Here is a 16,962-nt window from a genome sequence, read left to right on the forward strand (position 1 = left end):
TCCGGTAACTGGGCGCCAGTATCGGAAAGCGTTTACCGCCAGTGAATGGAATGATTAGGATTTTGGAATTCCGCCAAATGGAACGCAGATCATGTTCAACCGCATCGAACTGCTGCGCATTCTCTGCGTAGCTGCCGAATCGCCCAGCTTCCGTGAAGCCGCTACCCGTCTGGGTGCGTCGCCGCAGACGGTGACCCGCGCCATCAAGGACCTGGAAGACCAGTTCGGCGAGCCGCTGTTCCACCGCAGTACCCGTCATGTGCAGATCACAGCCTTTGGCGAGCGGTTTGTCAGCCAGGCCCGGGAAGCCCTCGCCGGACTGGACCAGTTGTTCCAGCAACATGGCGGCAAGCGTGAAGAAGCGCTGGCCGGGCGCGTGGGCATTGCCGCACCGCGCACGGTTGGACGGCGCTTCGTGCTGCCCGTGTTGGCGAAGATCGCCCGCGAGCACCCACGCATTCACTTCGATATGCGCCTGTCCGACCAGCTCACCGATTCGGTCGAACAGCAAATCGACCTCGGCGTGCGCATCGGCTTCATCCGCGACCGCCGCTATATCGCCCGTGCCGTCGCCCGGATTCCGCTGCTGGTGGTCGGGGCCCCGGAGTTGCTGCAACGCCAGGGCGCCCCCGAGAGCGTGCACGACTTGCACCAACTGCCCACCACCGCGCTGATCGACAACAACACCGGACGCGTCTGGCCATGGATGTTCGCCGAGGGAAGGCAGATCCAGCCGGCCAGCCCCGCTTTCTGCACGGACGATCCGGAGAACGAACTGGAAGCCGTGCTGGCCGGGATCGGCTTCGGCCAGTTACCCAGCTATCTGGTCGACATGCACATCCGCGCCGGTCGCTTGAAGGAGGTGCTGCGGGAAGATGCGCCGCCGCCCTGGGAGATGTTCATCTACCGTCCCCAGCAAGGCCCGGTATCGCCGCGGGTGCGACTGGTCCATGACCTGCTGGTGGAACACCTTTCCGATCCGGCCTTCGTACCGCAAGGGTGAGCGCCGTTTTGGTGTAGGGGCGAATTCATTCGCCAAGGGACGCGCAGCGTTCCCAAGGTGGCAATTCGCCGCTCCTTCGGACCGGTTGGCGAATGAATTCGCCCCTACAGGCAGAGCAGATGACACGCCCCCGGTCAGGCCATCGACAGAAATGATATTCACCATCACGTCCATTCAATTCCGCACTGGACGGCACGGCGGCACTATCTCCCCATCGGCCTTTCGGCCAACCGGAACGAGACCCACACCATGTCCGCCGACCCGCGAATCAGCGACAGCCTGTATCAGGTTACCCACGTGACCCTCGATGAACTCAGCCTGCACTTCGAAACTGAAGTGGTAGTAGGACTGGACGACGGCACCCTGGCCGTGCGCAAGGCCCCCACTCCGGTGGCCGAGCGCAAGGCCCTGCGCGAGCTGATCTGCGCCGCCCAGGCAGCCTGAATCAGGCGTGCTGCACCTGCCGGGGGAGCGGCAGCTTGTAGATTCTCTGGCCCACCGCCGCGTACAGCGCATTGGCCACCGCCGGCGCAATCGGCGGCACACCCGGTTCACCAACCCCGCTGGGCGCCTGTGCCGACGGCACGATGTGCACCTCCACCACCGGCATCTCATTGATCCGCAGTACCTGGAAATCGTGGAAGTTGGACTGCTCCACCACGCCGTCCTTCAAGGTGATGGCGCCATGCAGTGCGGCAGCCAGGCCGTAGCCGATGCCACCCTCCATCTGCGCCCGGATCACATCCGGATTCACCGCCACGCCGCAATCCACCGCGCATACCACCCGATCCACCTTGTAGCTGCCATCGGCCTTCACCGTCACTTCCGCAACCTGGGCGACGAAGGAGCCGAACGACTCGTGCACGGCGATTCCCCGCCCGCGCTTTTCGCCTTCCGCGCCCGGCTTCAGCGGCTGGTCCCATCCCGCTTTCTGCGCCGCCAGCTCCAGCGCGCCGAGATGGCGTGGCTTCTTGCCGAGCAACCCGTGGCGGTACGCATAAGGGTCCTTGCCAGCGGTCGTGGCCGCCTGATCAATCAGGGTTTCCACCGCATAGGCGGTATGGGTGTGCCCCACCGAGCGCCACCACTGCACTGGCACGCCAATGTCATCCGGCGTATGCAGCTCCACCTGGAGGTTGGGTATTTCGTAGGAGAGATTGGCAGCGCCCTCCACCGAGGTATGGTCGATGCCCTCCTTCACCAGCGCACCTTCAAACGCCGTGCCCTTGAGGATGGACTGCCCCACCACCCGCTGGTGCCAGCCCTGCAACTTGCCCTCCTCGTCCAGTGCCAGGCGCGCACGGTGCAGGTAGGCCGGGCGGAAGAAGCCCGCATGCATGTCGTCCTCACGGGTCCAGACCAGCTTCACCGGGACGTCCTGGCCCTTGGCCCGAGCGGCCCTGGCAATGGCAACGGCCTCCAGCAGGTAGTCAGACTGCGGATTGGCCCGGCGCCCGAAACTGCCACCGGCGTAGAGCTGGGTCAGGCTGACGTTCTCCACCGGGATGCCCAGGTACTTGGCGATGGCCAACTGATCCACCGTCTGGAACTGCTCACCGTTCCAGACTTCGCACTGGCCAGCGGATATCTTCACCAGGCAGTTCATCGGCTCCATGGCGGCATGGGCCAGGTAGGGAAACTCGTAGTCGGCCTCGATCAATCTGGCCGGTTGCGCCAGGGCTGCGGCGATATCCCCCTGCTTGCCGGCCACGCGGCCTTCCTTGCCAGCCGCCTCGCGGTAGCGGGCGAAGATTTCCTCGCTGCCCAGCTTGAACGCCTTGCTTTCGTCCCACTCCACGATGAGCGCATCACGGCCCTGGCGTGCCGACCAGGTGTTCTTCGCCAGCACAGCCACGCCGGATCGGCCGTGGGGCGTGTCCTTGAACTCCACCACTTCCACCACACCGGGTACGGTCTTGGCCTTGCTCGCATCCAGCGACTTCAGCGCCCCGCCAAAGCGCGGCGGATAGGCGACGACCGCAACCAGCATGCCGGGCAACTTGAAGTCCTGGGTGAAGGTGGCGCTGCCATCGGTCTTGTCGGCGCTGTCCTTGCGGGACAAACGTTCCTTGCCGATCAGGGTGAAGTCCTGGGGCGACTTGAGCGTCACCTCCGCCGGCACGCTCTGGCGCGCCGCCGCATCAGCCAGTTCGCCGAAGCCGGCCTTCTTGCCGGAAGCCGCATGGCTGACCACGCCCTTGCTCACGGTGATTTCCGCCGCCGGGACCTTCCATTGCTCAGCGGCAGCCGACACCAGCATGGCGCGCGCGCTGGCACCCGCCTTGCGCATCTGCTCAAAGGAATTGGCGATGGCCGAACTGCCGCCCGTTCCCTGCATGGGCCCAAAGGCCAGGTTGTTGTAGAGCGCGGCGTTGGCCGGCGCGCCTTCGACCCGCACCTGGCTCCAGTCGGCATCCAGCTCCTCTGCCAACAAGGTGGCCAGGCCGGTGTAGCTGCCCTGCCCCATCTCGACGTGCTTGGCGAGGATGGTCACAGTGCCATCCCCGGCAATTCGCACGAAAGCATTGGGCATGAAGGGTTCGGCGGTTGCAGCCAGGGCTTCTCCGCCTTTCAGCAAGGGCGCGAAGGCGATGCCCAGCGCAAGGCCGCCGCTGCCCTTGAGGAAGGTGCGTCGGCTGACATTGAGGATGCCGCTGGCGGCTCGGGTTTCGGTTTCGAACGTGCCCATGTCGACTCTCCTCAGGCCAGGGTGCCGGCCGCTTCATGGATGGCGGCGCGAATGCGCACATAGGTGGCGCAGCGGCAGATGTTGCCGCTCATCGCTGCATCGATATCGGCGTCGCTGGGCTTGGGATTGGTGCGCAGCAGGGCGGTGGCGGACATGATCTGCCCCGACTGGCAGTAGCCGCACTGCACCACGTCGAGGTTGCGCCAGGCGGTTTGCACGGCCTTGCCCACCGGGTCTTCGGCCACCGCTTCGACTGTGGTGATCTTCTTGCCCACCACCAACGAGACCGGGGTGATGCAGGAGCGCGTCGCCTGGCCGTCGATGTGCACGGTGCAGGCACCGCACAGGGCCATGCCGCAGCCGTACTTGGTGCCGGTGAGGTTGGCGACATCGCGCAGCGCCCACAACAGCGGCATATCCGCAGGCACGTCGAGTTCAACGTCCTTGCCGTTAAGGTTCAGGGTAATCATCAGGCGTACCACCTCTGGCTGGATGGTTCAGGGAACCGGCCGGCAAGGCCGAACCGGCATTCGGGAACAAGGCAATGATGGTTCAGGCGCCCCGCTCGGGGCGGATTCACGCCGACTGGCGCAAGCGTGCGATATCGCGCAGCGGCGGCGCACCGAACAGCCGGCTGTACTCGCGGCTGAACTGCGATGGGCTCTCGTACCCCACCCGACCGCCGGCACTGGCGGCGTCCAGGGCTTCCACCAGCATCAGCCGGCGGGCCTCCTGCAAGCGCAGCTGCTTCTGAAACTGCAGCGGGCTCATGGCCGTCATCGCCTTGAAGTGGTGATGCAAGGCCGAGGTACTCATGTTCACTTCATTGGCCAGCCGCTCGATCTGCAACGGCTGGTGGAAATTCTGTCGCAGCCAGTTCACAGCACGGCCAATGCGATGCCCCTGGGTGCCACTGCTGGCGATCTGACGCAACTGGCCGCCCAGCTCGCCGCGCAACAGGCGGTAGAGGATTTCACGGCGAATCAGCGGCAACAGCACGGGGATGTCTTCAGGGGCGTCCAGCAGGCGTAACAGCCGCAGCACCGCATCCTGCAGGGACGCCGTCAGGCCGTTGACCGCCAGGCAGCGCGGGCACGGGCGCGGCTCCGGGGCAGGAATCTCCAGCTCCATCAGCAGCGCACTGATTTCCTTGGGGTCCAGGGAAAGGCGCAGGCTGAGGAAAGGCACTTCCGGGCTGGCTTCCAGCACCTGGCCGATCACCGGGACGTCGACCGATACGATGAGGAACTGCGACGGCCCGTAGAAATAGGTTTCCTCGCCCAGCAGCACCTTCTTGCGCCCTTGCACTACCAGGCCCAGGGCGGGCTCGTAAAGACAGTGCAGCGGTTCGCTGGGGAGAGAGGTGCGATACACCAGCAGGCCGGGAACGTCCGTTTCATAGGCGCCGTCCTGGCTGGCGAATCGTTCAATGAACTGCACCAGCTCCTTTTGCTGGCGCGCAGCCGTATCCGATTCCTGCGCGGCAAGGAATGCATGTGCATTCATGGTTTCGACCCTCGAAGAAGATGGGTCAACTCTACCCATGACTTGCATGGGTAGTCTCGCACCTGGAAGCGGTTCAAGAGAATCAGGCAATAATCCAGCAGAAATCGGCTATCGACCCGGCCGCCTCGCGCGGCACACTGCCCAACATTCCAGAACAAGACAGATTCGGGGCGGACCCAAGGGCCCGCCCCGCCTTCCTCAGTCGGCAACCTTCATCACCACACGCCCACCTGCCGGGCAAGTTTCCATGTGACGGTTGGCCTCGACGAAGTCCTCGAACGCGAATACGCGATCAATCGGAGGCTTCAGCAGATGATCACGGGTCATCTGGTTGATATGGTCCAGCGCCCGCTTGACCGAAGCCTCGTTGGTCTCGATACCCAGCTCCGGCGAACCGGTGAAGTCGAGCACGCAATGACGATAGAACTGCAGATGCTTCTTGAACGCGGCGCAAGCCGGGAACGCGGTGTCGTTGCCGCCGTTGCAGCCATACACGACCAGCTTGCCGCGCTGTGCAGCGACGTCGCCCAGGAGCTTCATCTGCTGGCCGGCGCACTGGTCCAGGACCACTTCGACGCCCTTGCCCTGGGTGAAGCGCTCGACCTCCAGGACCAGGTCCTGCTCTTCGGTGACGATGATCTTGTCGGCACCCAGCGCTTTGATGAATTCACGGCTTTCCGGATAACTGGTGGACGCAATCACCTTGGCACCCAGGGCCTTGGCCAGTTGCACCGTCTGCGGAGCCAGGCAATGACCGGCTTCGGTGACCAGGACATGCTGACCCGGCTTCAGGCCGCCCAGGTCGACCAGGGCGAAATAGGCCATCAGCAGCGGCGTGTATTGGATGCTGGCTTCCTCCGGCGTCAACGCGTCGGGATAGGCCACCAGACCGTTGCGCGGCATCAGCACCAGATCGCCCCAGGCCGGATGATGGCTCGGCGTGCTGGCCGGGAAGCTGGCAACCGGCGTACCGGGGGTCAGGTCGTCAACGCCTTCGCCCACGGCTTCCACGATGCCCGCCATCTCCGAACCAAGGCCGGAAGGTAGCTGGGCAGCCTGCTCGGCAGCCAGATTCTGCCGCCAGAGCACGTCCCTCCAGCCCACGCCCAGGGCCTGGGCACGAACCAGTACTTCACCCGGCCCCGGAACGGGGGTGGGCAGCTCGTCCAGCGTGAGGACCTCAGGGCCCCCGAACTGGTGAAAACGGATCATGCGGGACATCACATACCTCGCCTGTTGACTCTTCATAGCCACGGACTCTATCCGGGCTTTATCTACAAAACCACCCGCGGCCATTGATAGTTGTCATAAACGGCGATGATGTGAGCCTTGACGACGGGTCGTGTGGAATTGCACCTTTCACACATTAATTACGGATGATTCCATGAACCGGAACGACCTGCGAAGAGTTGACCTCAACCTTCTTATAGTGTTCGAGACGCTCATGCATGAGCGCAGCGTAACGCGTGCGGCCGAAAAGCTGTTCCTCGGGCAGCCGGCCATCAGCGCGGCGCTGGCCCGCCTGCGGACCCTGTTCGACGACCCGCTGTTCGTCCGCACTGGCCGCAGCATGGAGCCTTCGGCCAGGGCCATGGAAATCTTCGCTCTGCTCTCCCCGGCGCTGGACTCCATTTCCACCGCCGTCAGCCGCGCCGCCAACTTCGATCCGGCCACCAGCAACGCGGTCTTCCGCATTGGGCTGTCGGACGACGTGGAATTCGGCCTGCTCCCCGCCCTGCTGCGCCGTCTGCGCGCCGAAGCACCCGGCGTGGTGCTGGTGGTGCGGCGCACCAACTATCTGTTGATGCCCAACCTACTGGCATCCGGCGAAATATCGGTGGGCGTCGCCTACACGGATGAGTTGCCGGCGAACGCCAAGCGCAAGACCCTGCGTCGGTCCAAGTCCAAGGTCCTGCGCGCCGACTCCGTGCCCGGCGCGCTGAGCCTCGACGACTACTGCGCTCGCCCCCACGCCCTGGTGTCCTTCGCCGGCGATCTGGGTGGCTTCGTCGACGAAGATCTGGCCAAGCTCGGAAAAACCCGCAAGGTGGTCCTGGCCGTGCCCCAGTTCAACGGCCTGGGCACCCTGCTCGCCGGCACCGATCTGGTGGCCATGGTGCCGGACTACACCGCCGCCGCCCTGACCGCCGCGGGTGGCTTGCGCGCCGAAGACCCGCCCCTGCCGGTGCAGTCCTTCGAGCTGTCCATGGCCTGGCGCGGCGCCCAGGACAACGACCCCGCCGAACGCTGGCTGCGCTCGCGCATCCAGATGTATTGCGGCGATCCGGATAGTCTGGAATAGCCCCGCCTGCACTTCTGTTGCTTTTCCTGTAGGGGCGAATTCATTCGCCAAGCAGGCCGCAGGTCTGCCCATCAGACCCTCAGGGGATGCTGCGCATCCCTTGGCGATTGAAATCGCCCCTACAAGGTTCGTACCTGGGATTGGCCCCGAGCAACGGGCAGCTTTTCCTGTAGGGGCGAATTCATTCGCCAAGCAGGCCGCAGGTCTGCCCATCAGACGCTCAGGGGATGCTGCGCATCCCTTGGCGATTGAAATCGCCCCTACAGTTCCCGAATCCATAACCCCGCCCCGATCAATCACTTCCAGTGATATTCATCTTCAGGGTGTTTGATTCGTCTGGTCGAAACCCAGCAAGCAGACTCCGCCCATTCATAAAACCAATTGGCGGAGCTGTCCCATGGAAGCAACTCACAAGAATCTCTGGCGGTACCCACTCACCCTCGCAGCAGCGGTGGTGCTGGTCGCCTGTGGCAAGGCACCGGACGCCGCGCTTTCGCACGCCGCGCCCAAGGTCAGCGTCGCCGAGGTGATCGAACAGCCGCTCAATGAATGGGACGAGTTCACCGGCCGCCTGGAGGCGCCGGAATCCGTCGAGATCCGTCCGCGCGTTTCCGGCTACATCGACCGCGTAGCCTTCGATGAAGGCAGCCTGGTGAAGAAAGGCGACCTGCTGTTCCAGATCGACCCGCGCCCCTTCGAGGCCGAGGTCAAGCGCCTGGAAGCCCAGCTGCAGCAAGCCCGCGCCAACCAGAACCGTGCCGCCAATGAAGCCCGCCGTGGCGAGCGCCTGCGCCAGAGCAATGCCATCTCCGCCGAACTGGCCGATGCCCGTACCAGCGCTGCCACCGAAGCCCAGGCCGCCGTCGCCGCCACCCAGGCGGAACTCGACAACGCCAAGCTCAACCTCAGCTTCACCCGCGTGACCGCGCCCATCGATGGCCGCGTCAGCCGGGCCGAAATCACCGAAGGCAACCTGGTCAACGCCAGCCAGTCGCTGCTGACCTCCGTGGTTTCCACCGACAAGGTCTACGCCTACTTCGACGCCGACGAGCGCGCTTTCCTCAAGTACGTGGAACTGGCGCGCAAAGCCGGCACCGACACCCGCGCGGCCAGTCCCGTGTACATGGGCCTGTCCAGCGAAACCGGCAACCCGCACCTGGGCCAGTTGGACTTCCTCGACAACCAGGTCAACCCGCGCACCGGCACCATTCGTGGCCGCGCCGTGTTCGACAACAAGGACGGCCGCTTCACCCCCGGCCTCTACGCCCGCATCAAGCTGGTCGGCAGCGAGACCTACCCCGCCGCGCTGGTCAAGGACGAAGCCATCGGCACCGACCTGGGCAAGAAGTTCGTCCTGGTACTGGGTGACGACAACAAGGTGAATTACCGCTCCATCGAACTGGGGCCAAAGCTGGAAGGCCTGCGCATCATCCGCACCGGCCTGGCCAAGGGCGAGAAGATCGTGGTCAACGGCCTGCAGCGCGCCATGCCGGGAGCCCCGGTGGAGCCGCAGTCGGTGCCCATGGCCGACGAGGCCACCCTCGACCAGTTGGCACGCCTGCGCCAGTCCGTGGAAGAGCGCAACGCCCCGCGCGTTGCCGAGCAGAACGCCAAACCTTCCGTCGGTCCGCGGGGCTGAGGTAGCACGTCATGAATTTCTCCCAGTTCTTCATCCTGCGGCCGATTTTCGCCGCCGTGCTGTCACTGCTGATCCTGATCGGCGGCGCCATCTCGTTGTTCCAACTGCCCATCAGCGAATACCCCGAAGTGGTACCGCCGACAGTGGTGGTACGCGCCAGCTTCCCCGGCGCCAACCCCAAGGTGATCGGTGAAACCGTCGCCTCGCCGCTGGAACAGGCCATCGTCGGCGTGGAAGGCATGCTCTACATGTCCTCCCAGGCCACGGCGGACGGCAAGCTGACCCTGACCATCACCTTCGCCCTGGGTACCGACCTGGACAACGCGCAGGTACAGGTGCAGAACCGCGTGACCCGTACCGAGCCCAAGCTGCCGGAGGAAGTCACCCGAATCGGCATCACGGTGGACAAGGCCTCGCCCGACCTGACCATGGTCGTGCACCTGACCTCGCCGGATAACCGCTACGACATGCTCTACCTGTCCAACTACGCCGCGCTCAACGTCAAGGACGAGCTCGCGCGCCTGGACGGTGTGGGCGACGTGCAGCTGTTCGGCATGGGCGACTATTCCCTGCGTGTGTGGCTGGACCCGAACAAGGTAGCCTCGCGCAACCTCACCGCCACCGACGTGGTCAACGCCATCCGCGAGCAGAACCGCCAGGTCGCCGCAGGCGCCCTCGGTGCGCCGCCGTCCAATGCCGGCAACAGCTTCCAGCTCTCGATCAACACCCAGGGCCGCCTGGTCACCGAGGAAGAGTTCGAGAACATCATCATCCGTGCCGGTGACGACGGCGAGATTACTCGCCTGAAGGACATCGCCCGTGTCGAGCTGGGTTCCAACCAGTACGCCCTGCGTTCGCTGCTGAACAACCAGCCGGCCGTGGCCATTCCGGTGTTCCAGCGCCCCGGCTCCAACGCCATCGAAATCTCCGATGCCGTCCGGGCCCGCATGGCCGATCTGAAACAGAACTTCCCCCAGGGCATGGACTACGAAATCGTCTATGACCCGACCATCTTCGTGCGCGGCTCCATCGAAGCGGTGGTCCACACCCTGCTCGAAGCCATCGTGCTCGTGGTCCTGGTGGTGATCCTGTTCCTGCAGACCTGGCGCGCCTCGATCATCCCGCTGGCCGCCGTGCCCGTGTCGCTGATCGGTACCTTCGCGGTGATGCACCTGTTCGGTTTCTCGCTCAACGCGCTGTCGCTGTTCGGCCTGGTGCTGGCCATCGGCATCGTGGTGGACGACGCCATCGTTGTGGTGGAGAACGTCGAACGGAATATCGGCCTCGGCAAATCGCCCATCGATGCGACCCGCCAGGCCATGAAGGAAGTGACCGGCCCGATCATCGCCACCGCCCTCGTGCTGTGCGCCGTGTTCGTACCCACCGCTTTCATCTCCGGCCTCACCGGGCAGTTCTACCAGCAGTTCGCGCTGACCATCGCCATCTCCACGGTGATCTCGGCCTTCAACTCGCTGACCCTGTCGCCGGCCCTGGCCGCCGTGCTGCTGAAAGACCACCACGCGCCGAAAGACCGCTTCTCCCGCGTGCTCGACAAACTGTTCGGCGGCTGGCTGTTCGGCCCGTTCAACCGCATGTTCGAGCGTGCCGGCGGCGGCTATGTCCGCACCGTGCGCCGCGTCTTGCGTGGCAGCAGCATCGCCATGCTGATCTATGGCGGCCTGCTGGTGCTCGGCTACCTGGGCTTCTCCAGCACCCCGACCGGCTTCGTGCCGCAGCAGGACAAGCAGTACCTGGTCGCCTTCGCGCAACTGCCGGACGCCGCCACCCTCGACCGCACCGAGGCCGTGATCAAGCGCATGTCCGAGATCGCCTCCAAGCATCCGGGCGTGGAGAACACCGTGGCCTTCCCCGGCCTGTCCATCAACGGTTTCACCAACAGCCCGAACAGCGGCATCGTGTTCACCCCGCTCAAGCCCTTCGATGAGCGCAAGGACCCGTCCATGTCCGCCGGCGCCATCGCGGCCGAGCTGAACAAGCAATTCGCCGACATCCAGGACGCCTACATCGCGATCTTCCCGCCGCCCCCGGTACAGGGTCTCGGCACCATCGGCGGCTTCCGCCTGCAGGTCGAAGACCGTGGCAACCTGGGCTACGAGGAGCTGTACAAGCAGACCCAGAACATCATCGCCAAGGCGCGCCAGCTGCCGGAGCTGAACCCCATGTCGGTGTTCACCAGCTACCAGGTCAACGTGCCGCAGGTGGATGCCGCCATCGACCGCGAGAAGGCCAAGACCCACGGCGTGGCCATCAGCGACATCTTCGACACCATGCAGGTGTACCTGGGTTCGCTGTACGCCAACGACTTCAACCGCTTCGGCCGCACCTACCAGGTGAACGTCCAGTCCGACCAGCAGTTCCGTCTGGAGCCCGAGCAGATCGGCCAACTGAAGGTGCGCAACAACCGTGGCGAGATGATCCCGCTGTCCACCTTCGTCAAGGTGGAGAACAGCGCAGGTCCCGACCGCGTGATGCACTACAACGGCTTCATCACCGCCGAGATCAACGGCGCTGCGGCCCCCGGCTACAGCTCCGGCCAGGCCGAAGCGGCAATCGGCAAGCTGCTTGACGAAGAGCTGCCCAACGGCATGACCTACGAGTGGACCGACCTGACTTTCCAGCAGATCCTCGCTGGCAATACCGCGGTGTTCATCTTCCCGCTCTGCGTGCTCCTGGCCTTCCTGGTGCTGGCCGCGCAGTACGAGAGCTGGAGCATGCCGCTGGCGGTGATCCTGATCGTGCCGACCGTGCTGTTCTCCGCCATCACCGGGGTGATCCTGGCCGGTAGCGACAACAACATCTTCACCCAGATCGGCCTGATCGTACTGGTGGGCCTGGCGTGCAAGAACGCCATCCTTATCGTCGAGTTCGCCAAGGAGAAACAGGAAGAAGGCCTGGACCGCGTCGCCGCCGTCCTGGAAGCCTGCCGCCTGCGCCTGCGCCCGATCCTGATGACCTCCATCGCCTTCATCATGGGCGTGGTGCCCCTGGTGCTGTCCTCCGGCGCCGGCGCCGAAATGCGCCATGCCATGGGCGTAGCGGTGTTCAGCGGGATGATCGGCGTGACCTTCTTCGGCCTGCTGCTGACCCCGGTGTTCTATGTCCTGATCCGCGGCTTCGTCGAGAAAGGCGAAGCCCGCAAGGCCGCTCGCGCCGAGAAACTGAAGGAAGCCCACGCATGATGTACAAGGCTTTTGCCCCTGCCCTGCTGGCCCTGGCGCTCTCCGCCTGTGCCGTGGGCCCGGACTACAAGGCCCCGGAAAGCGAGCCCGCGCGGCTCGCCTCCTCCGAGGCTGTGAAGGTCGATCGCACCCGCTTCGAGAGCGTCTGGTGGCAACAGTTCGACGACCCGACCCTGAACCAACTGGTCCAGGAGTCACTCAAGCAAAACCGCGAACTGCGCATCGCCTTCGCCCGCCTCAAGGCCGCCCGCGCCATCCGCGATGACGTCGGCAACGACCAGTTCCCGGTGGTCACTGCCGGCGCCAGCGCCGAGATCGGCAAGGGCCAGCAACCCGGCGTCACCGAAGAGCGGGTCAATGCCGAGCGTTACGACCTGGGCCTGAACATGGCCTGGGAACTGGACCTGTTCGGTCGCATCCAGCGGCAGATCGAAGCCAGCGAAGCGGAAACCGACGCCGCCCAGGCCGACCTGCAACAACTGCAGGTAAGCCTGATCGCGGAACTGGTAGATGCCTACGGCAACCTGCGCGGAGCCCAACTGCGCGAACACATCGCCCGCGAGAACCTGGAGAACCAGAAGGAATCCCGTGGCCTGACCGAGCAACTGCGTGACGCCGGCGTCGGCAGCGAACTGGATGTGCTGCGCGCCGATGGTCGCCTGGCCGCCACCGAAGCCAGCGTGCCGCAGTTGCAGGCCGAGGAAGCGCGCGCCCGCAACCGCATCGCCACGCTACTTGGCCAGCGACCGGAACAGCTATCCGTGGACCTTTCGCCCAAGCCCCTGCCGGTGATCGCCAAGGCGTTGCCCATCGGCGACCCTGCCGAGTTGCTGCGCCGCCGTCCGGACGTGCGCTCGGCGGAACGCCAACTGGCCGCTGCCACCGCCGGCGTGGGCGTGGCCACCGCTGACCTGTTCCCGCGCGTGAGCCTGTCGGGCTTCCTCGGCTTCACCGCCGGACGCGGTTCGCAGATCGGCTCGTCCGCCGCCCGCGCCTGGGCCGTGGCACCGACCATTTCCTGGGCGGCTTTCGACCTCGGCAGCGTCCGGGCCCAGATCCGCGCCTCCGAAGCCGACGCCGAGGGCGCGCTAGCCAGCTACGAGCAGCAAGTGCTGCTGGCCCTGGAAGAATCTGAGAACGCCTTCAGCGATTACGGCAAGCGCCAGGAACGGCTGGTGTCCCTGGTTCGCCAGTCGGAAGCCACCCGCGCCGCCGCCGAACAGGCTGCAACGCGTTATCGCGAAGGCACCGTGGACTTCCTCGTGCTGCTGGACGCAGAACGCGAGCGCCTGGCCGCCGAAGACGCGCAGGCCCTGGCCGAAGTCGAGGTCTATCGCGGCATCGTCGCCATCTACAAGGCCCTCGGCGGCGGCTGGCAGCCCCAGGCGTAAACCGTTCCTCCCTTGTCCGGCCTGCCCGGCCGGCAATTTCACCCGCGGGTCTGAGCTCCTCGCCGCGGGCTTTTTTTTCCCGCTCTGCGTGGCTGTCCACCGGAGCTCACTGACTGTGCCAAGGACGGCGGCAACGAATTCGGAGTCTGGCTCTGGATACTCAACCCCTAGATCTCGACAGGAGACTATCCATGAAAACCCTTATCACCACTGCCACCCTGCTTGCCGTAGCCCTTTCCGCCGGTTCCGCAATGGCCTCCGGCGGCGGCGACCGCGTTATCAAGCGCTACGAGACCCGCCTGGCCCAGGTCGAGCAGCAGAAACGCAAAGCCCAGGAAGAAGTCGCGCAGCAGAAGGAACTCGCCGAAAAAGCGAAACGTGGCTAAGCCACAGGGACGGGGCAGGATTACCTGCCCCATCCCACTGCCTCTAGCATCAAGCGTGATGGATGCCATCGACACGCTTGCCACTTCGACAATCGCCGGCTAGCGTCATGCCGACCGCCGACGAAGCCCACCCATGCCCACCGACGCCCAGATCCTCGCCGCCATAGACACCGCCTTCGGCGACTGCCGGCGCCCGGAGCACTTCACCAACTTCCAGCACTGCTGCGAATGCGCAGAACACGACGCGCTGCTATGCAGTCGTGACCGCGAAACACTGCAACACGCGGATGTCGGCAATGCCGGTTGGGACCCCATCTGTTTCTGCTCGCCCGAAGGCATCGCCTACTACTTTCCTGCCTTGGCGCAATTCGCGTTGGCCGAGCCTGTGCCGGAAATAGACTGGTATGGCTGGCAGATGGTTTTCCATCTCGACTACAGCGGCGCGGAAAACGCTTTCTTCCAGCATTGCTCACCGGTTCAGCGCCGGGCCGTGGCCAGCTTGCTCGCGCATCTGCTCGATACCCGTACCACGCTGCTGGAGATGGATGCCGACGCCGCTCTTCGCGCCCACGGCGTCTGGTCGCGCTGACTGAACGTCAGACCACTGGGGTACGACGGTTCTGCGACCTGACGGTCTGTTTGCGCCGCGCTACCAGCGTCTTGGCCGCCGTCATGTGAATGGGCCCGCCCTGGTAGGTGGGCAACTCGCGGGATACCCAATCGATCCCCTTGTCGCGCCAGTGCACTTCACCCGATTCCAGCTTCATGTCCCGCTGCACCTCCCGGATCACCTGGCGCACTCGCTCGTCGCTGTAGAAGGCCTCGTTGTCGACGGCCTTGCAGAATGACTCGCCGTCCTGACCGATCAGCGTGAGCAGCAGCGACCCATCAGGACGCGGCTTCACGTCGACCTGATGCTGCGGGAAGGCGTCATAGAAGGCAGTGAATGGCAGCTTCATGCGGAACACTCCTGTCGGACCTTGCGTTGTTCGGACCTTGTTCCTTGCACGCGGCATGCCCATTCCCGCTTTGGGAAATTTCCTTGCTAATCAGGCATATGGAACGAGCGCACCGCCCCGCTTCCGGGTGACTTGCACGGTCCCCCGTCCAAGCCCCGTGCAAGCTGCACGAGATTCCACTCAAAACAGTCCTCAGGGCTTTCCTGTCGTCAACGAATGACGTCTAGTAGGGACCTTGCCCCTCGAAAGGAACTCGCCATGGCTTCTCCCGTCCTGATCCTCCCCGGTATCGGCAACTCCGGTCCTGCGCATTGGCAATCGCTCTGGGAAGCGGCCGATCCCGCCTTTGTTCGCGTCCAGCAAAAGGACTGGGACAATCCGACGTGTGCGGATTGGGTGGCGAACCTGGAGCAGGCCGTTCGAGCCGCCGGCCCCGACGTGGTCCTGGTGGCCCACAGCCTGGCGTGCCTGGCCGTCGCCCACTGGGCTGCCCGCCCCCACTCCCCCATCAAGGGTGCCCTGCTGGTGGCAGTGCCTGATCCGCAAGGGCCGGAGTTCCCGGTCCAGGCCAGCGGCTTCGCCCAAACCCCAACGGCCCCATTCGACTTTCCCAGCACCCTGGTGGCCAGCAGCGACGATCCCTATGGGTCACTGGAGCACACACGACGCCTTGCCGAAAACTGGGGCAGCGAAGTGGTGGAGATCGGCGCACGTGGGCATATCAATGCCAACAGTGGTCTGGGTAATTGGCCAGCAGGGCTGGACTTGTTGGCACAGCTGCAAGAGACCGCCGAGGTCGCGGCGGCGCAGTAATGCAAAGCTCTGTTGCCATCGCGAGCGTTTCCTGCGAAAAGGCTGCGCGCAAACGGCCGGACCCGATCAACGAACCAAGGAGCACATCCCATGAGTGACGAACTGCAGATAACCGATATCCAGCTGGGTGACGGCAAGGAAGTGGTCAAGGGCGCCCTGATCACCACCCAGTACCGCGGCACCCTGGAAGACGGCACGGAGTTCGATTCCTCCTACAGCCGGGGCAAGCCCTTCCAGTGCGTGATCGGCACCGGCCGTGTAATCAAGGGCTGGGACATCGGTCTGATGGGCATGAAAGTCGGCGGCAAGCGCCAGCTCTTCGTCCCGGCTCACCTCGCTTACGGCGAGCGCCAGGTTGGCGCGCATATCAAGCCGAACTCCAATCTCCGCTTCGAAATCGAGCTGCTGGAAGTCCTGACCCGCGACGATTGATGCAGCATGCGCGCAAACCTGTAGGAGCGAGCTTGCTCGCGAAGAATCGAACTCGCTGAATAAACATCCACGCTCGTATGACGGTGGCCCCCTGGCAGGGGGCGATTTCTTTAGCTCGGGCGGGACCGTAGGGTGCGCTGCGCGCACCGATTCCGCGATCAGCTTCGGCACCACGCCAAACCGCTGGTGCGCACGGCGCACCCTACCGAATCGACTTCATCCCTTCCTCAGGACGTGGTTCCCAAGTTCGGGCAAAGGCGGCCAACCACAGGCTTGTGGCCTGGGCCGTCGCCGGAATCGCAGGGTATGGGAGATGAATCGCCCGGCAATCGTGTCACCGGACGGTGGCAGGATACCGGGCGAATCTGTCAGCAGGCTGTCAGCTGGACTGGGGCATCTCGCCACGGGCCAGGCGCTTGTTGATGTCGTCGATCACCGCCGGCAGCTCGGCGATGGTGTCGATCAGGTAGTGCGGACGGGAGCCTTCGAACATCTGGCCGATGCGCGCGCGCTCCTGGTCCAGCTTGTCTTTCGGCAGGGCCTTGAACTGCTCAAAGGTCAGGCCCAGGGCATTGCCCGAGCAGGTCAGGGCCACGGTCCACATGCCGGCGCTGCGGCCTTCGAGGATGCCCGGCCAGGTGT

At 64.6% G+C, this 16,962-nt stretch carries 15 protein-coding genes and 1 pseudogene; 10 read left to right on the forward strand and 6 right to left on the reverse strand.

The genetic code is table 11. The annotated features are described in order from the left end of the window. The first annotated feature begins 91 nt into the window (after positions 1 to 91). Both MnOB_RS11605 and ptrC read left to right on the forward strand, forming a co-directional pair. A complete protein-coding gene (locus MnOB_RS11605) occupies positions 92 to 1,003 on the forward strand; it encodes a LysR family transcriptional regulator (protein WP_077524379.1) in 912 nt (303 codons plus the stop codon). Between the two features lie 249 nt (positions 1,004 to 1,252). Beyond that, a complete protein-coding gene (gene ptrC / locus MnOB_RS11610; protein ID WP_077524380.1) occupies positions 1,253 to 1,447 on the forward strand; it encodes a type III secretion system co-regulatory protein PtrC in 195 nt (64 codons plus the stop codon). A 1-nt stretch (position 1,448) separates the two neighbouring features. Here the strand turns inward: ptrC and MnOB_RS11615 are convergent, their stop codons facing one another. The 4 genes from MnOB_RS11615 to MnOB_RS11630 form a co-directional block, all read right to left on the reverse strand. Then, positions 1,449 to 3,692, reverse strand: a complete 2,244-nt coding sequence (locus tag MnOB_RS11615) for a xanthine dehydrogenase family protein molybdopterin-binding subunit (RefSeq protein WP_077524381.1) — start codon at positions 3,690 to 3,692, stop codon at positions 1,449 to 1,451. Positions 3,693 to 3,703: 11 nt separating this feature from the next. Then, positions 3,704 to 4,162: a (2Fe-2S)-binding protein gene (locus MnOB_RS11620; protein ID WP_077524382.1), complete on the reverse strand. Its 459-nt coding sequence runs from the start codon at positions 4,160 to 4,162 to the stop codon at positions 3,704 to 3,706. A gap of 106 nt (positions 4,163 to 4,268) precedes the next feature. After that, a complete protein-coding gene (locus tag MnOB_RS11625; RefSeq protein ID WP_077524383.1) occupies positions 4,269 to 5,198 on the reverse strand; it encodes an AraC family transcriptional regulator in 930 nt (309 codons plus the stop codon). Positions 5,199 to 5,396: 198 nt separating this feature from the next. Then, positions 5,397 to 6,419, reverse strand: a complete 1,023-nt coding sequence (locus tag MnOB_RS11630) for a zinc-dependent alcohol dehydrogenase family protein (protein WP_077524384.1) — start codon at positions 6,417 to 6,419, stop codon at positions 5,397 to 5,399. Positions 6,420 to 6,582: 163 nt separating this feature from the next. Between MnOB_RS11630 and MnOB_RS11635 the strand changes: the two genes are divergently transcribed. The 6 genes from MnOB_RS11635 (at position 6,583) to MnOB_RS11660 (ending at position 14,705) form a co-directional block, all read left to right on the forward strand. Then, on the forward strand, positions 6,583 to 7,500 hold the full coding sequence (locus MnOB_RS11635; protein WP_077524385.1) for a LysR substrate-binding domain-containing protein: 918 nt from the start codon (positions 6,583 to 6,585) through the stop codon (positions 7,498 to 7,500). 397 nt (positions 7,501 to 7,897) lie between these two features. After that, a complete protein-coding gene (gene mexE, locus MnOB_RS11640; RefSeq protein ID WP_077524386.1) occupies positions 7,898 to 9,139 on the forward strand; it encodes a multidrug efflux RND transporter periplasmic adaptor subunit MexE in 1,242 nt (413 codons plus the stop codon). Between the two features lie 11 nt (positions 9,140 to 9,150). Beyond that, positions 9,151 to 12,339, forward strand: a complete 3,189-nt coding sequence (locus MnOB_RS11645) for an efflux RND transporter permease subunit (RefSeq protein WP_077524387.1) — start codon at positions 9,151 to 9,153, stop codon at positions 12,337 to 12,339. Continuing rightward, complete coding sequence (locus tag MnOB_RS11650) at positions 12,336 to 13,730, forward strand: efflux transporter outer membrane subunit (protein ID WP_077524388.1); 1,395 nt, start codon at positions 12,336 to 12,338, stop codon at positions 13,728 to 13,730. Before MnOB_RS11645 ends, MnOB_RS11650 begins: the two co-directional genes overlap by 4 nt. Before the next feature lie 191 nt (positions 13,731 to 13,921). Then, entirely contained in the window at positions 13,922 to 14,116 is a 195-nt protein-coding gene (locus MnOB_RS11655) for a hypothetical protein (protein WP_077524389.1), read from the forward strand. A gap of 133 nt (positions 14,117 to 14,249) precedes the next feature. After that, positions 14,250 to 14,705, forward strand: a complete 456-nt coding sequence (locus MnOB_RS11660; RefSeq protein ID WP_077524390.1) for a hypothetical protein — start codon at positions 14,250 to 14,252, stop codon at positions 14,703 to 14,705. A 7-nt stretch (positions 14,706 to 14,712) separates the two neighbouring features. Here MnOB_RS11660 and MnOB_RS11665 read toward each other — a convergent pair whose 3' ends face one another. Then, the gene (locus MnOB_RS11665; protein WP_077524391.1) at positions 14,713 to 15,075 is read right to left on the reverse strand and encodes a DUF3509 domain-containing protein; all 363 of its coding nucleotides are present in this window, start codon (positions 15,073 to 15,075) and stop codon (positions 14,713 to 14,715) included. A 258-nt stretch (positions 15,076 to 15,333) separates the two neighbouring features. Between MnOB_RS11665 and MnOB_RS11670 the strand changes: the two genes are divergently transcribed. Together MnOB_RS11670 and MnOB_RS11675 are read left to right on the forward strand one after the other, a co-directional pair. Further along, the gene (locus tag MnOB_RS11670) at positions 15,334 to 15,888 is read left to right on the forward strand and encodes an RBBP9/YdeN family alpha/beta hydrolase (protein ID WP_077524392.1); all 555 of its coding nucleotides are present in this window, start codon (positions 15,334 to 15,336) and stop codon (positions 15,886 to 15,888) included. Positions 15,889 to 15,978: 90 nt separating this feature from the next. Next, entirely contained in the window at positions 15,979 to 16,320 is a 342-nt protein-coding gene (locus tag MnOB_RS11675) for an FKBP-type peptidyl-prolyl cis-trans isomerase (protein ID WP_077524393.1), read from the forward strand. Between the two features lie 379 nt (positions 16,321 to 16,699). On the opposite strand, the pseudogene MnOB_RS11680 reads toward MnOB_RS11675, so the two are convergent. Beyond that, positions 16,700 to 16,962 (reverse strand): annotated as a pseudogene (locus MnOB_RS11680) (phosphonoacetaldehyde hydrolase); the annotation flags it as partial.

This window comes from Metapseudomonas resinovorans (genome assembly GCF_002003485.1).
Classification (GTDB): Bacteria; Pseudomonadota; Gammaproteobacteria; order Pseudomonadales; family Pseudomonadaceae; genus Metapseudomonas; species Metapseudomonas resinovorans_D.

Coding starts and splice junctions, on each gene's coding strand:
- MnOB_RS11605 (WP_077524379.1), top strand. CDS start 92: ATGTTCAACCGCATCGAACTGCTGCGCATTCTCTGCGTAGCTGCCGAA.
- ptrC (WP_077524380.1), top strand. CDS start 1,253: ATGTCCGCCGACCCGCGAATCAGCGACAGCCTGTATCAGGTTACCCAC.
- MnOB_RS11615 (WP_077524381.1), bottom strand. CDS start 3,692: ATGGGCACGTTCGAAACCGAAACCCGAGCCGCCAGCGGCATCCTCAAT.
- MnOB_RS11620 (WP_077524382.1), bottom strand. CDS start 4,162: ATGATTACCCTGAACCTTAACGGCAAGGACGTTGAACTCGACGTGCCT.
- MnOB_RS11625 (WP_077524383.1), bottom strand. CDS start 5,198: ATGAATGCACATGCATTCCTTGCCGCGCAGGAATCGGATACGGCTGCG.
- MnOB_RS11630 (WP_077524384.1), bottom strand. CDS start 6,419: ATGTCCCGCATGATCCGTTTTCACCAGTTCGGGGGCCCTGAGGTCCTC.
- MnOB_RS11635 (WP_077524385.1), top strand. CDS start 6,583: ATGAACCGGAACGACCTGCGAAGAGTTGACCTCAACCTTCTTATAGTG.
- mexE (WP_077524386.1), top strand. CDS start 7,898: ATGGAAGCAACTCACAAGAATCTCTGGCGGTACCCACTCACCCTCGCA.
- MnOB_RS11645 (WP_077524387.1), top strand. CDS start 9,151: ATGAATTTCTCCCAGTTCTTCATCCTGCGGCCGATTTTCGCCGCCGTG.
- MnOB_RS11650 (WP_077524388.1), top strand. CDS start 12,336: ATGATGTACAAGGCTTTTGCCCCTGCCCTGCTGGCCCTGGCGCTCTCC.
- MnOB_RS11655 (WP_077524389.1), top strand. CDS start 13,922: ATGAAAACCCTTATCACCACTGCCACCCTGCTTGCCGTAGCCCTTTCC.
- MnOB_RS11660 (WP_077524390.1), top strand. CDS start 14,250: ATGCCCACCGACGCCCAGATCCTCGCCGCCATAGACACCGCCTTCGGC.
- MnOB_RS11665 (WP_077524391.1), bottom strand. CDS start 15,075: ATGAAGCTGCCATTCACTGCCTTCTATGACGCCTTCCCGCAGCATCAG.
- MnOB_RS11670 (WP_077524392.1), top strand. CDS start 15,334: ATGGCTTCTCCCGTCCTGATCCTCCCCGGTATCGGCAACTCCGGTCCT.
- MnOB_RS11675 (WP_077524393.1), top strand. CDS start 15,979: ATGAGTGACGAACTGCAGATAACCGATATCCAGCTGGGTGACGGCAAG.